15 protein-coding genes and 1 pseudogene are annotated in these 13,993 nt (G+C 28.4%); 12 read left to right on the plus strand and 4 right to left on the minus strand.

What is annotated here, in order from left to right; all coding sequences use genetic code 11:
• The first annotated feature begins 15 nt into the window (after positions 1-15).
• On the plus strand, positions 16-1,215 hold the full coding sequence (locus CA_RS00385; protein ID WP_010963396.1) for an ABC transporter permease: 1,200 nt from the start codon (positions 16-18) through the stop codon (positions 1,213-1,215).
• 193 nt (positions 1,216-1,408) lie between these two features.
• Positions 1,409-1,798, plus strand: coding sequence for a bacteriohemerythrin (locus CA_RS00390; RefSeq protein WP_010963397.1), 390 nt, complete (start codon positions 1,409-1,411; stop codon positions 1,796-1,798).
• Between the two features lie 59 nt (positions 1,799-1,857).
• On the opposite strand, the gene CA_RS00395 is transcribed toward CA_RS00390, so the two are convergent.
• Positions 1,858-2,826, minus strand: coding sequence for a PdaC/SigV domain-containing protein (locus tag CA_RS00395; protein ID WP_010963398.1), 969 nt, complete (start codon positions 2,824-2,826; stop codon positions 1,858-1,860).
• Between the two features lie 197 nt (positions 2,827-3,023).
• On the opposite strand from CA_RS00395, the gene ric reads away from it, so the two are divergent.
• The gene (gene ric, locus CA_RS00400) at positions 3,024-3,743 is read left to right on the plus strand and encodes an iron-sulfur cluster repair di-iron protein (RefSeq protein ID WP_010963399.1); all 720 of its coding nucleotides are present in this window, start codon (positions 3,024-3,026) and stop codon (positions 3,741-3,743) included.
• A gap of 47 nt (positions 3,744-3,790) precedes the next feature.
• Here the strand turns inward: ric and CA_RS00405 are convergent, their stop codons facing one another.
• Complete coding sequence (locus CA_RS00405) at positions 3,791-4,024, minus strand: DUF2249 domain-containing protein (protein WP_010963400.1); 234 nt, start codon at positions 4,022-4,024, stop codon at positions 3,791-3,793.
• A gap of 267 nt (positions 4,025-4,291) precedes the next feature.
• Here CA_RS00405 and CA_RS00410 point away from each other — a divergent pair, with 267 nt between their 5' ends.
• From CA_RS00410 to CA_RS00420, 3 genes and pseudogenes are all read left to right on the plus strand, one after another.
• The gene (locus CA_RS00410) at positions 4,292-5,104 is read left to right on the plus strand and encodes a pentapeptide repeat-containing protein (protein ID WP_010963401.1); all 813 of its coding nucleotides are present in this window, start codon (positions 4,292-4,294) and stop codon (positions 5,102-5,104) included.
• A gap of 130 nt (positions 5,105-5,234) precedes the next feature.
• Complete coding sequence (locus tag CA_RS00415; RefSeq protein ID WP_013913501.1) at positions 5,235-5,408, plus strand: hypothetical protein; 174 nt, start codon at positions 5,235-5,237, stop codon at positions 5,406-5,408.
• A 12-nt stretch (positions 5,409-5,420) separates the two neighbouring features.
• Positions 5,421-6,452: pseudogene (locus CA_RS00420) on the plus strand (MFS transporter); the annotation flags it as partial.
• Here CA_RS00420 and CA_RS00425 read toward each other — a convergent pair.
• Complete coding sequence (locus CA_RS00425; RefSeq protein WP_010963402.1) at positions 6,400-6,747, minus strand: four-helix bundle copper-binding protein; 348 nt, start codon at positions 6,745-6,747, stop codon at positions 6,400-6,402. The pseudogene CA_RS00420 and the gene CA_RS00425 overlap by 53 nt on opposite strands.
• Before the next feature lie 133 nt (positions 6,748-6,880).
• On the opposite strand from CA_RS00425, the gene CA_RS00430 reads away from it, so the two are divergent.
• Positions 6,881-7,792: a DMT family transporter gene (locus CA_RS00430; RefSeq protein ID WP_010963403.1), complete on the plus strand. Its 912-nt coding sequence runs from the start codon at positions 6,881-6,883 to the stop codon at positions 7,790-7,792.
• On the opposite strand, the gene CA_RS00435 is transcribed toward CA_RS00430, so the two are convergent.
• The gene (locus CA_RS00435) at positions 7,770-8,501 is read right to left on the minus strand and encodes a CPBP family intramembrane glutamic endopeptidase (protein ID WP_010963404.1); all 732 of its coding nucleotides are present in this window, start codon (positions 8,499-8,501) and stop codon (positions 7,770-7,772) included. The genes CA_RS00430 and CA_RS00435 overlap by 23 nt on opposite strands.
• Positions 8,502-8,731: 230 nt before the next feature.
• Here CA_RS00435 and CA_RS00440 point away from each other — a divergent pair, with 230 nt between their 5' ends.
• The 5 genes from CA_RS00440 (at position 8,732) to CA_RS00460 (ending at position 13,831) form a co-directional block, all read left to right on the plus strand.
• Positions 8,732-9,361 (plus strand): accessory gene regulator ArgB-like protein, encoded by a 630-nt coding sequence (locus tag CA_RS00440; RefSeq protein WP_010963405.1) that lies wholly within the window; start codon positions 8,732-8,734, stop codon positions 9,359-9,361.
• Positions 9,330-9,494 carry a cyclic lactone autoinducer peptide gene (locus CA_RS00445; protein ID WP_010963406.1) on the plus strand — a complete coding sequence of 55 codons (165 nt, stop codon included), beginning with the start codon at positions 9,330-9,332 and terminating at the stop codon, positions 9,492-9,494. The genes CA_RS00440 and CA_RS00445 overlap by 32 nt, the downstream gene beginning before the upstream one ends.
• A gap of 126 nt (positions 9,495-9,620) precedes the next feature.
• Positions 9,621-10,964, plus strand: coding sequence for a sensor histidine kinase (locus tag CA_RS00450; RefSeq protein ID WP_010963407.1), 1,344 nt, complete (start codon positions 9,621-9,623; stop codon positions 10,962-10,964).
• Positions 10,957-11,682, plus strand: a complete 726-nt coding sequence (locus tag CA_RS00455; RefSeq protein ID WP_010963408.1) for a LytR/AlgR family response regulator transcription factor — start codon at positions 10,957-10,959, stop codon at positions 11,680-11,682. The genes CA_RS00450 and CA_RS00455 overlap by 8 nt, the downstream gene beginning before the upstream one ends.
• A gap of 88 nt (positions 11,683-11,770) precedes the next feature.
• Complete coding sequence (locus tag CA_RS00460) at positions 11,771-13,831, plus strand: lanthionine synthetase LanC family protein (RefSeq protein ID WP_010963409.1); 2,061 nt, start codon at positions 11,771-11,773, stop codon at positions 13,829-13,831.
• Positions 13,832-13,993 lie beyond the last annotated feature (162 nt).

Below are 13,993 nucleotides of genomic sequence, written 5' to 3' on the forward strand. Positions count from 1 at the left end.
ACAGTAGGATCAACATTGATATTTTTTAATGGAGAAGCTTTAATTGGATGCTTTGAAGGCAGGAATTATAAGAAGTACATTAGAAATATTTTTTTATTTTCAGATATGAAATATTATTATGGTAAAAATAAAAAGGTGTTTTTGGTAAGTTCATGGTTGATTTTTGTAGTAATGTTTTTTTCAGCACTTAGTTTTATTAATTATCCTAGTTCCATTAAATATGCTTATACTTATCATCCATTTCATATGGCATATGGAGATATAAAGGATGGCCTTAAACCATTAGATGATAATGAAGTTGCATCAATTGTGCATAAGAATAATAATAGTATAACACGAAGCAATACTGTTAAATTTTTAAGGAATAGAGTTTTTACAGTTTTTTCTGTTAATGATGTAAATAGAACATTAAAAACCAATTATAGAGTCAAACCGAATTTATTTATATATGTTCATCCTTATGATATAAATGACGGATATAAGAGGGAGGACATTAATATAAGAATTCCTAGTATTGATATTAACTCTGATGATGGAGTAAGAAAGTTTAAGGTTCAAGATACAATTATTAAACCATTGTTTGGTCAAATAAATTGCATATCAAATAATATAATTTTAGTTAATGAAGATGATTACAACTGGATTGCATTAAATGGAACGGATTATGTGTTTAAGGGTACATTGCACTTATATAATTTTGCTAGCTGGAGAAACTCTAATCCTATAGTAAATGAAGTAAGGAAAAGATTACTAAAAGGGAATAATAGAAGTAAGGAAGATGCTTTTTATAAAATAAGTTCAAAAGTAGAGGCATATAACACGAGCTTAAAGAGTTGTAATTTTTTAATTTTTAACCTTATATACATATGTGTTCTTTTATATTTTTCTGTTTTTATAATGATTCATTATAAATTGATGATGGAATATAAAGATGATCAAATGAGATATTTCAGCCTTTATAAGATTGGAATAGATGAAATAGAGATAAAAAGAATAGTAAAACAAAAAATACTTATGACATATTTTATACCATTTATATATGCGGTTATAATCAATATTCCCTTTAGCTATTATGTTTTCAATTCACATATACATAGTGGTTTAGAAAATCCAATCATAATAACTACGTCAATTGCTTTTTTTATAATACATCTTGTTATGTGTAAATTATATACAAATGTATATTATAAAAGAATTATTTCAGAATTACCTTAAGAAGATAATTTAATAAAACAAGGTATTTACATTTTAGGAATAGTACATAATTATAAATAGATTTCATCCAAAATTGTAACAAATATTACGGTTAACTTTTTCTCAAAAAGTAAGATAATAATAGATAGGAAGTAATACAGATCTTAAAATAAAACACAACTAAAGATAAGTCATTTTGGAGGGAGAATTATTTATGTTTGTATGGAAGGACGAATTTGAGTTAGGGATTGATAAAATTGACAATGAGCACAGAAAACTTTTTGAAATAGCTAATAAAGGATATGAGCTTTTAAAAAATGAGTTTTATGTGGACAAGTACGACAAAATAATGGATATAATAGTAGAATTAAAGGAGTATGCTGAATTCCATTTTTCAGAGGAAGAAGATTACCTTGCAAGTATAGGGTATAAGAAGTTGTTTACCCATAAGCTTGAACACGATTCATTTATAAAAAAGGTTGAAAGTTTTAATATTAAAGAAATTGACTATGATCAAGATAAATATATACAAGAAATGCTGGATTTTGTTGTTACTTGGATCAAAGAACATATATTAGAAAAGGATAGAGAATATATAGATTAAGTATAGTAAGTGCTGCCTTAAAGTTAATAAAGGCAGCACTTATTTTATACTAAAAGAATTTAAAATAAGCCATTTAATGCTTTATTGTCCGTTTTTACAATTGATTTTATACTGCTATAAGGTATTTTTAGCTCAGCATGATCCCCAGCAGCATGAGTTATACCGATACTAATAACAAGACCATCCTTTGTCAGATAACTAAAGGCACTTGAAGGATTTTCTTGACCAATTGGATTATCTGATTTTTCAAATGCTGTTTGTAAATAGCTATCATTATAAGTACTTATCTCTTTAGATATGGTTTGCGAATCAATAGAACTGTTATAAGGAATATAAGCTCCTTTTCTAAAAGTATTTATAAGTGTTTGATTTATTGAAAACATTCCTTGCAAGTTCATTGTTTTTGCATTATTTATATCTATGTTTGTAGTATACAATTCATTATTAGGATGAGCACTGCCTTTCATATTAGAAGATCCTAAATATCTAATACTTAATATATTTGAGTTCTGTAATTCTACAGTGTAATTAACGTTTAAAGTTAAGTTTTCTATAGGTTCATTATAATTTGGTAGAGTTTTAGTTTTAATTGCTTGCGTTAAATTAAAGCCGTTTATCACAGAATCTTTAATTAAATTATTTATTGCTAATTGTTTGTTATTATCGCCTAAATTAGATATCTGCGGATAATTAATTTTTATGTTAGCAATTGTATAGGTATTTTGAGCTATGCTGTACATACTACTAGGTTTATTTGTTGGAGCTGGAGTACTTGAAGTAGCTTTATTATTTGGAGTATTGCTATTTGTAGTTTTGCTAGTACTTTTAGTATTATTTTCACTTGATGAATTTATGTTTTCTGATTGCTTTGGATCTTTTGCTGTACTAGTATTTGGAGCTTTAGCTGTACTTACCTTTGATTGTTTTGAAGGTGTTTTTGATTGATCATTGCTTTGGCTATTGCTGCAACCTGCCATAATAAAAATACTGGCACCGATTAATGTTGTTAATAATATTTTTTTATTCATAATTTATAAAACCTCCGATTATGGATTTAAGTACTATTGCATGATAAATTATACATCCGTTGTGATCTAAAATTCAATGGGGATTTAAAAAAATACATATAATTTAAAGAAACTTCAAAATTTAACTTTAATTATAGAATTAATAGCTTGAATTCGGGTAAATTATCAATAAAGAATAAATTAACTGGAGGTAAAAAATGCAAAATGTATTTAATGTAAATCAAAAGATTGGGGATATAGTAGTTAAGTTTCCAAGAGCTATTGAAATACTTAAAAGATATAAAATAGATTTTTGCTGTGGAGGAGATAGAGTACTTGAAGAGGCAATAAAGGAACAAGGGCTTAATGGACAAGAAATAATAGATGAAATAAATGAGGATTATAATAAATATATAATGGAGGAAGTAAAGGATAGAGATTGGGCAACTGAACCATATTCAAAATTAATAGAACACGTTATAAACACACATCACGCATATTTAAATGAAACGCTGCCGCGCTTAAGCGAGCTTACAACTAAAATACTTAGAGTGCATGGAGCAAAACATTCTGAATTGGCTAAGGTGCATAAGCTTCTGCATAGCTTAAAAATGGAATTAGAACAGCATTTGATAAAAGAGGAGGAAATAGTATTTCCGCTCATACAGGAATACGAAAGAACGGGAAATAATGAGACTTTAAGTAATGCTGTAGAAAAGATTATAGAATTAGAAGAGGAACATGAAGGTGCAGGCTCAATACTAAAGGAGCTTAGGGAGGTTACTAAGAATTATGAGCTTCCTGAAGATGCCTGCAACAGCTATAAAGCAGCATATAAACTTTTAGAGGATGTAGAGGATGATACCTTTAGACACATACATCTTGAAAATAATATTATGTTTCCAAGGCTTGTTAGTGAATCAAAGAAGCATAAGTAATAAGAAGGCGCAAAAGTATTTATCATACTCTAGCGTCTTTTTATGATTTATTTCCTTTTAATAGATACCCTCCAGAGTTCTGGGCCGTTTTGGAGGTATTCCCATTCAAATTTTTCCTCGTGTTCTGCTGAAAGTTCATAGTATAGTGGTTTTGGATCATGGTCATTTATAAGTTCCATTGCCTCTCCAGATTTAAGCTTACCCAATGTATCAAATATTACTGCATGCTTATCTCTAGGGGGATATTTTCGCACATCTACACTTGCTGTGAATTCAGACATTTAGAGATCATCCTTTCATATCTAATTTATTATTTAAGATATTGTTTGCTTAATTGCATTATTTTATATATGAATATTATTTTTTGTAAATAGGTGTGAGGGAAAATTGATAATGTTGTGTTGGGGTATGTCATATGCTTAAGAAAGAGATTAAGGATGATTTTGTAATAAATGAAGAGTACAAGGATGAAGGAAGCATTAAAATAATAGTGTACTTCTTTTGTGATATAATTTAAAAATAACACTAAATATATGAGGTAAACAAATATGATTGATAAATATAATGAAGAACTAAAGGCAGATTGTAAAAAATGTTTTGGACTATGCTGCACAGCTTTATATTTTTCTGCGTCAGAAGGCTTTCCAGAAGATAAAGAAGCAGGTAGGCCTTGTTTGAATTTGCAATCGGACTTTTCATGCATAGTACACAAAAGTCTTAGGGATAAGGGGCTTAAAGGGTGTACAGCTTACGATTGCCTTGGAGCAGGACAAAAGGTAGCACAGGTTACATTTGAAGGGCAAAGTTGGAGCGATAACACTAAATATGCTGATAAAATGTTTGAAGCTTTTATTATTATGAGACAACTTCATGAAATGTTGTGGTATCTTACAGAAGTATTTAAACTAAATAAGGACCAGGATAAAAAGAGTATAGAATTACTTATAGAAGAAACAGAAAAACGTACTCTTTTGAAGGCTGATGAATTATTAAAACTTGATATAGAAGCTCATAGAAATAAGGTTAACCTTGTGCTTAAAAATACCAGCGAGCTTATACGTACCAAAAGTGGAAATAACTCAAGAAAGAAAAAGAGGGTAGATTATTTTGGCGCTAATCTTAAAAAGGCTAATCTTAGGGGAGCAGATCTTAGAGGGGCCCTACTTATTGCAGCAAATATGAGAGGTGCGGATTTAAGTTACGCTGATTTAATTGGTGCAGATATGAGAGATGCAGATATTAGCGGAGCAAATTTAGAAAAAAGTATATTTGTTACTCAAGCCCAGATAAATACCACTAAGGGAGATTCTAATACAAGGCTTCCTAAAAGAATAACTCGTCCAAGTTACTGGGCAAAGTAATTAAATGTAAAATGTAAAGGAGCATGAAAATGATTTTAATTTATATGCCTTGATAAAAAAATATGTATAAAAAGTTTTATAGCCTTTTGTTAGGCTTTTTTGTTGTGCATATTTTGGAGGTATATAAATAATGAATAAGAATAGAAATTTTATGCTTTTAGCTATTATTGCGGTGCTACAGGGGCTTGTTTTTTATGGACCAATTGCAACTATCTATCGTGAAAATAGGGGATTAAGTGTATATGATATATTTGTAATCGAAGCTATAAACATGGTATTAATGATTATACTTGAAGTACCATAGGGGTGGTTTGCTGATAAATTCGGTTACAAAAAAACTCTATTTATCTCGCTTTTAGTAAATTTTATTTCAAAGATAGTTTTTTATAGGGCACATTCTTTTAATTTATTTTTGCTTGAGAGAATTTTACTTGCAATATCAATTTCAGGAGTTTCAGGATGTGATATTGCACTATTATACAATTCGGTTGAAGAGAAAGATTCTGAGAAGGCATTTAGCTTATATAATTCGTTTTCTGTAGTAGGGTATCTTATAGCTACAGTAATGTCTACATTTATAATTAAAATATCTATGGATTTATTAGTATTAGCTACAATATTTCCATATGGGATTTCAGTTATTGTAGCATTATTTTTGAAAGATGTGACATGTGAAAAAAGGGGCAAAGAGAGTATTAAAAGAGTATTGATGTTTGTAATTAAAAGCCCCCAAATTTTAATATTTCTAATTTCTGTGGCTTTAGAATCAGAGGTTTGTCATTCAATTACAGTGTTTTTAAATCAACTTCAATATAAGAGAGTAAATATAGATATTAAGTATTATGGGTTAATACTTGTAGTTATTCAGATTGTTTCAATGATTTCATCACAGGCATATAAGCTTACTAGAAAATTTGGAAAAGGCAAGACACTTACGTTTATGTTATTTTCTATAGCAATTAGTTGTATCTTCTTAGTGGAAATAAAAAGTGCTTTTTTTAGCATTTTACTTATTGTAATTATTAGTTTTAGTGAATCCATTATACTTCCTGTAGCAACAGAAATTGAAAGTAAGTCAGTAAGCCTAGGAAATAGGGCAACTGTTCTTTCAGCCTATGCTGTGATTATTGACATTATATCAGCAGTTGTTAATTTAGTTATAGGTAAAGCTGCTAACCATTCACTTAGAATAGCATTTTTTATGTGCGGCATACTTGTCATTTTAGCAGTTGGTTTAAATATTATTTATTTTACAATGATTAAGATTTTAGATGTAAAATTAGAAGCAGTATTGATTACATACCTGACATCATTCTGCATTCATTGGAACATGTACGACATTCATTAGCACATTTTTGGCAATGGGGATCTTGAAACATAGAGCACTCTTGAGCACATTTATCACAAATTACTGAACAAAGTTTACAGTGATCTATTGCAAATTGGGCATCCATAGACATAAGAGCTGATGACATTTGACACATTTGAGCACATTCAAACAAAATGCTTATACAAGTTCTTCTAGCATTAACATCAGGTTCATTTAAACAAGCTTTGAAACATTCATAACAGGCCTGAGAACATCGATTACATGCATCAATACATTTTTGATATTTATCTGTTACCATAGTTGCAACACCCATTTTAAACACTCCTCTATAGTTTTTAATTATTACAAATATTAGTCTGCGTTATTAGGATGTTTTTATTCTTAAAGAGAAATTTTTAAATATTATATATGATATAATATTATTTAAAAATTAGTGAGGTGACAGGATGAAATCCAAAACTATTAAGTCAAATATAATTTTACTAATTACTGCACTCATATGGGGATTAGCTTTTACTGCTCAAAGTGTTGGTATGAAGTATGTAGGACCATTTACGTTTAATGGTATAAGGTTTATACTAGGTGCAATTTGTATAGTTCCAGTAATGCTGTTTTTTAAGGAAGATAAAATAGAAGAAAACAGTAAATATGCAAGAGCAGCTCTTGTTGGTGGAATTATATGTGGAATGGTTAATTTTTTAGGAACAACGCTTCAACAAATTGGACTTATGTATACAACGGTAGGAAAGGCTGGTTTTATAACTGGGTTATACATTGTAATTGTACCTATAATAGGCATATTTTTAAAACATCATATGGGCATAAATTCATGGATAGGAGTTTTATTTGCCCTAGTTGGACTCTATCTTTTATGTAATACGGGAAGCTTTTCTGTTGGATATGGTGAAACGCTTGAACTTTCAGGAGCTTTTTTCTTTGCGGTTCAAATATTTATAATAGATCATTTCAGTAAAAAGGCAAATTGTTATAGGTTAGCATTTTTTCAGTATGTAACCTGTGGTGCAGTTAGTTTAATTATAGCATTATTTACAGAGAAGATAACTTTTAATGCATTATATGGAGCAGCAATTCCTATTCTTTATGGAGGACTAGGATCAGTTGGAATTGCATATACTCTTCAAATTATCGGTCAAAAAAATGCCAAGCCTTCTCATGCCGCTATAATAATGAGCATGGAATCTGTTTTTGGAGCGCTTGGTGGAGCTATAATTTTAGGTGAAAGAATGGGTGCGAAAAACCTAATTGGATGCGGATTAATGCTCTTAGGTATGTTAGTTGCTCAAATTAAGCTTACAAAAACATCAAAAAAACAAATCATTGAGAAAAAGGCTGTTTAGATAAAGTTTTTATCTTCGTAATACAATATACAGTGAGATATATACTAATTGAACATAGAAGCAAGCAGAGTATTAAGGTAGAAGTATTAGAAATTTTAAAGGATAAAATACCTGCAAAGATACTCATGAAATTATAAATTGAGTGGCATAGGATAGATGAAAGTATTGATTTTGTATAGTAAAAAACATATCCTAGAATAAATCCACCTATAAGAGCAGTATAAAAGGTAACAGTTTTAAAACTTAAACCATGCAAAAATGCAAAAATAATACATTGAATAAAAATTGATAAATGTACTGGTATTTTTCGTATAAGTATACCTAAAATAGCAGCTCTAAATAACATTTCTTCACATATAGGACTTATAATAATAGTAGTAAATATGCTCAAAAGCGTGATTTTGTAAGAGGCGCTTTTTTGAAATAAATAGTTTAAATTAAAATAGGAGAAAGTACAGACTACATAGGCTGTCAAAAGAGATGCAAGTAAACTTAATACAACAGTATATAGGACTATTGAACAATTAATGTTTTTTAAATTGATTGGTATCAATAGTTTTTTCTTGTTTAAAATAAAAATTGTTATTAGACCAATAGATAAAAAAAGCAGTTCAAGTCCAATGCCCTTTAAAGAATTGCTTGTACAATTGAGAAAAATTACAGTAAAAGCTAAAGATATAAATATAAAAAACAAATCAGATTTTTTCATTACAAACTCCACCTATATATTAATAATTCTTACCAAAATATATCATAATAATGAGTACTTTACAAACAACAAATTTCCAGAGAAAAATACAGTCGCTTATTACAATAAAATTAACACTTGTTACAGAAAAAGGCTAATTGTAATACATTTGTTATTTATTATAAGCAATATAGTATATATTTTAGTTAGTATAAGGTTAAGGTCGTATAATTAAATTAAAGGTAAGGGATATGAAAGGAAAATCAAGTGTTATGGAAAAGTTAGCAGAAGTTGTTTCTTTGAAATTGAACAAGCATCTAAAAATGGAGGGTATAGAGTTAATAAAATTAAAATTAGGAGTAGAGATAATTTTTATAAATATATCTAAGCTTGCAATTTTATTTTTAGTATCGTACTATTTTGGGCTTATAAAAGAAACTATTATAATGCTTGCTGCATTTGGATTCCTAAGATCAAATGCATTTGGACTACATGCAAAGAATAGCATAGTTTGTACAGTGATGTCCCTTTTAATGTTTGTATTAGGAGCATATTTAAGTAAATATTTATTATTTAATAATTATATGGTTCTGGCGTCTTTTATAATCGTAAACCTACTTCTATTTAGATATGCGCCTGGAGATACAGAGGCTCATCCTTTAGTTGGAGCTAAACTGAGGGACAAGCTAAAAAAACAGGCTGTACTTATGGGAATGCTTTTAATGGCAATAACTTTAATAATACCAGATGAATTAATAAAAACATGTATTAGTTTATCAAGTTATTTTGAAATTATAAGTATATTGCCAATAACATATAAGGTATTAGGAAGGAGGTACAAGAATTATTATGAATTTGAAAGAACAATTAAACAAAGTTAACGATAAGTTTATCAAAGGACTTGGTAAAGCTTCAATGAAAATTGGAGAACAGGCAAATGGAAAGTGTGTATTGGTAACATTGTACGAACCTAAAATGCCTGAAGAGCTACTTAAGGAGAATATTGACAAATAAAACAATAAATAAATAAAAAACAATGGTTATAATTAAATTTAAATTATAACCATTGTTTTTTATTTATTGAAATTATAGTATAATTTAAGAGATATAGTATTACAAAAAAGGGGAATCGTATCAAATATGATGCAGTATGTAGAATTAGTTGGAATTATAATGAATTTATACGTATCAATTTTTAGCCTGTATTCATGCAGAATTAAATGGAAAAGGCTTGTAGGTATGATAGTGATAACTGAAATTATTTCGTTAATATTTTTAATGCTTGGTTGGCAACAGGTTACGGTTATGGCTTATCTAATAATACCTTGTATATTTATGTATTTACAGACATCAGATGTGGTTTTAAGTATATCTCTACCTGTAGCTGGATGCCTTATAATTATTGTATGGGATTATTTTTTAAGTGTTCTGTATAATTATGTATTTTTAGTGAATCAATCGGTTATAAAAAATGATGTTTCAATACACTGGATTACTTTTTGCATTGAGTTTATTGGAACATATGTTACAAGTAGAACCATTAAAAAATTTGTAAGGGATAAATTTAAAGCTTACAATGGACACTTGAAAGGAACAATAGGTGTTGTTGCAGCTGGAACTCTTATATTGATGCTTTTTGTATTTTATAATACCAATGTAGTTTTTGCTCCTAATAATTCTGTGGTAAATAGTAATACAATGAGAATAAAAGGAATAGTATTATTTTTTTCGTATGCGATATTGCTAATAATAGTAATTCGTACAATTTTAAGAGGTATTATTAAGGAAATGGAACTAAAAAGTAAAGAAAATGAATTTCAGAGTTTACAGGAATATACAAATAAACTTGAAAAACTTCATAAAGATATGAGAGGGTTTAGGCATGATTACATAAATATATTGTTGTCAATGGCAGGGTATATACAAAATAGAGATTTAGAAGGTTTAGAGAGATTTTTCGATGATAAAATTATGCCACTTAGTAAGGCTATGAAGTCAAATAACTTTAAAATAGGCTTGCTTCAAAATATAGAGGTGCCTGAAATTAAGGGGATGTTCTCAGCAAAAATAATAAGAGCTCAGGAAACTGGAATAGATGTATATATTGATGTAGCAGAAAGCATAAAGAGTTTTAACATGGAAATTATAGATTTAAGCAGAGTAATAGGAATTTTATTGGATAATGCTATTGAAGCTTCAGAAAAATGTGACAGGCCATCCATGAAGGTTGCCGTAATAAACAAAGATAAATCTGTCATGATAGTGATAATAAATAATTATAATGAGGAAATTCCACCAATATACAAGATTTATAAAAGAGGATTTTCTACAAAAGGTGACAACAGAGGGATTGGGCTTAGTAATTTAAAAGATATTATAGGGAAGTACCCTAATGTTATGTTGGATACAGTTATAGAGGACAATCAGTTTAAGCAAATTATTGATATAAAAAACAAGATCGAAGAAGGTGTTTTTAATGCTTGAAGTATTTGTATGCGAAGATAATAAGGAACAAAAGGAGAACTTTAGAAAGATAATAGATAATTTTATAATAATGGAAAACTTGGATATGAAGATATCTGTAGTAACAGAAAATCCAGATGATATTATAAACTATGTCATTAAAAATAGTGTTAGCGGTTTATATTTTTTAGATATAGATTTGAATGCTTCTATAAATGGGATACAGCTAGCTGCTGAAATAAGAAAATATGATCCAAGGGGATTTATTGTATTTGTTACAACACATGCAGAAATGAGTTATTTGACGTTTCTGTATAAAGTAGAGGCTATGGATTATATAATAAAAGATAATTATAAAAATATAGGAGATAGGATATACCAGTGTATAGTGGATGCACAAAGAAAATATTCAGCAAAAACAACAGATCTTCAAAAAATCTTTACTATAAAAGCTGATGATAGAATTATAAATATAGAATTTCAAAAGATTCTTTTTTTCGAAACTTCTTTTACAATACATAAAGTTGTTCTACATTCTGTAAATAGGCAAATAGAATTTTATGCAAAAATGAAGGATATAGAGGGTGAATTGGACGACTCTTTTTATCGATGTCATAAATCGTATATAGTAAATAAGAAGAATATTAAGGAAATTAACATAAATAAAAGGCGTATTTATATGATTAATGGAGAAGAATGTCTCATATCAACTAGGATGTTAAAGGGACTTATTAAATAAAACAAGCATTACATTACATAAAATCCAACGAATATTACAAAAATAATTAGCTATCACATATTTATGATATATTCATATTATGGTAATTATGTTGGGAAGGAGAAAAAATGGAATAGCTATGGAATTAAAAAGTATAGAAACAGTTGGAGATTTTATAAGTTTAAGTGGTAATAGTAGACGGCTCACTTCCATACTAAAAGTAAAAAGACTCATAAGAGAAAATTACTCAATTATAAGAAGTAATTTACTGAACACAGAAGATAAAGTAGCAATCAAAGAAATAAAATATTATGAAAAGGAGGAAAGGGCTATAGTAACTTTTACCGATAATGAAAAAGTTGTGTTTCAATCTTATATATCAAAAGATGAGGAAATAATAAACAAGTTCATAAGATGGATCAACCAAAAAGTAGATAAAGAACATAGTTTATATGTTAAAAAGATATTATATGCTGAAGGATGTAGTTTTTCTGAATACATAAAACCCATCAATTCTATAGGTAAAAGAGAAATTTTTGATTATTACTTTAAATCAGGGGAACTTTTATTAATACTATATGTACTAAGATGCAGTAAAATTAAAAGTAAGAACATAATAGATATGGAAGATTGTCCGATATTAGATGAGGTTAAGGATGCGTTTTATTCAACAAATGACGTACCAAGCTTTAATTTTTCTGCAAATGAAGTAGCGGAAAAATTAGTAAAGTATTCTGTATACAATATAGAATTCTTACCAGAAAGTAAAAAGTCTATAACAGAAGAAGAGATATATCATATAAAATGCGGGTTTGAGTATATTTATAATATGATTATGTATAATAAATTGGAATTAATAGAAGTTATGAAGGTTATATTTAAAGAAGATATACTTAAATTATCAGCGGTTATTACAAATATATATGGGCTTAATGAAGAAGATTTAAAAAGACAATTATATTTTATAGATATAAGGTTTATAGGCGTTAAAATTGCAAGGAGAAAAGTAAACTTCTGCATTAGTGAAAGGAAGGAGACAATAGATAAAAACTATTTTATAAGTATAGCTAATGACTTGGGAGAACATATGATTAAGCGTGGAATTATTGGTGTTAAGGATTTTGTCACGAGTAGGACATGGATAAGCACTACTAGAGACGGAAACAATCAAGGTTATTCATTATCTCCACTAAGTAGCGACCTTATGGACGGAAGTAGTGGAGTAGCTTTGTTTTTTGCGTATTTAGGACTTGTTACTGGCAAGGATTACTATAAAGCAATAGCTATAGAAGCTATTCAAGATTCTATAAATCATATTAATAATTTAAACAATAATGACGATATTAATATAGGTGCCTTTAAAGGTATATCAGGTGAGATATACGCTATGTGGAAGATATATAGTGTTACGCGTAGTAATTACTTAGAAGCATCTATTGAAAACGGTATAAGAGCTCTTTACATATTAGTTCAAAAAAGCAAGGATATAGATATAACAAATGGTTTATGTGGGGTATCATGTGTTTTAGTATCAATATATAAAGATAAGGATTCTAATAAATTCAATGATATTATAATGAATTTAATTAGAATATGTATGGAAAAGATAACAGGGAATATGAGTTCTAAACAAATGGCGTTAAATGACGTGTACTTAAATGATGCTATAATACTTACCCTTGCAAAACTATTAGAATTAACAGGTGAACGTAGTTTAGTAAAAAAGATTAAAGAATTATTCAGTATTCAAAGAATGAAATATAAAGATATCTTTGCTAGATGGGATAGAAGAATACTTATAACTCTTATGGGGAGAGTTACTTTGAAAAAAATAAATTTTCAAGATGAATCTATAGACAGGGAAATACAGCAAATTAGTAAGTATATTATTAATAACGGGTTTGGCAATAGTTTTTCTTGTTGTGATGATATGGGTATCATTGAAGTATTGAAGCATACTGCAGCTATCTTAAGTGATGAAAAGTTGAATAGTAGTTGCATAAAGACATTCAATGAACTTGTTAAAAAGAAAATAAAACCAACTATAAATAAAGAAATAACTTATGCAAATGAAAATATATCGTTGATGAATGGTGTTGTTGGTCTAGCGTATAGTTTAATTAGGATAAGTAGTGAGAAATTTGTTCCGAAAATTTTATGGTTGGAATAATAATATAATTGTTGTTTATAATAATATATTAAATTTGTTTATTTGGACAATGTAAAAGCTTGGATATTTAACAAATGATTTTTAAGTTAAGTATTCAAGTTTTTGTATTACACTTATAAAAATTATAAATAAAATTCTATAAATAGTACCTTGCTAATATTT

Source organism: Clostridium acetobutylicum ATCC 824 (genome assembly GCF_000008765.1).
GTDB classification, from domain to species: domain Bacteria; phylum Bacillota; class Clostridia; order Clostridiales; family Clostridiaceae; genus Clostridium_S; species Clostridium_S acetobutylicum.

Excerpts from the sequence above, each read along its gene's own strand:
- CA_RS00435 (WP_010963404.1), bottom strand. The coding sequence starts at position 8,501 with ATGAAAAAATCTGATTTGTTTTTTATATTTATATCTTTAGCTTTTACT.
- ric (WP_010963399.1), top strand. The coding sequence starts at position 3,024 with ATGCAAAATGTATTTAATGTAAATCAAAAGATTGGGGATATAGTAGTT.
- CA_RS00405 (WP_010963400.1), bottom strand. The coding sequence starts at position 4,024 with ATGTCTGAATTCACAGCAAGTGTAGATGTGCGAAAATATCCCCCTAGA.
- CA_RS00440 (WP_010963405.1), top strand. The coding sequence starts at position 8,732 with ATGAAAGGAAAATCAAGTGTTATGGAAAAGTTAGCAGAAGTTGTTTCT.
- CA_RS00455 (WP_010963408.1), top strand. The coding sequence starts at position 10,957 with ATGCTTGAAGTATTTGTATGCGAAGATAATAAGGAACAAAAGGAGAAC.
- CA_RS00450 (WP_010963407.1), top strand. The coding sequence starts at position 9,621 with ATGATGCAGTATGTAGAATTAGTTGGAATTATAATGAATTTATACGTA.
- CA_RS00390 (WP_010963397.1), top strand. The coding sequence starts at position 1,409 with ATGTTTGTATGGAAGGACGAATTTGAGTTAGGGATTGATAAAATTGAC.
- CA_RS00415 (WP_013913501.1), top strand. The coding sequence starts at position 5,235 with ATGAATAAGAATAGAAATTTTATGCTTTTAGCTATTATTGCGGTGCTA.
- CA_RS00410 (WP_010963401.1), top strand. The coding sequence starts at position 4,292 with ATGATTGATAAATATAATGAAGAACTAAAGGCAGATTGTAAAAAATGT.
- CA_RS00395 (WP_010963398.1), bottom strand. The coding sequence starts at position 2,826 with ATGAATAAAAAAATATTATTAACAACATTAATCGGTGCCAGTATTTTT.
- CA_RS00425 (WP_010963402.1), bottom strand. The coding sequence starts at position 6,747 with ATGGGTGTTGCAACTATGGTAACAGATAAATATCAAAAATGTATTGAT.
- CA_RS00430 (WP_010963403.1), top strand. The coding sequence starts at position 6,881 with ATGAAATCCAAAACTATTAAGTCAAATATAATTTTACTAATTACTGCA.
- CA_RS00445 (WP_010963406.1), top strand. The coding sequence starts at position 9,330 with ATGAATTTGAAAGAACAATTAAACAAAGTTAACGATAAGTTTATCAAA.
- CA_RS00460 (WP_010963409.1), top strand. The coding sequence starts at position 11,771 with ATGTTGGGAAGGAGAAAAAATGGAATAGCTATGGAATTAAAAAGTATA.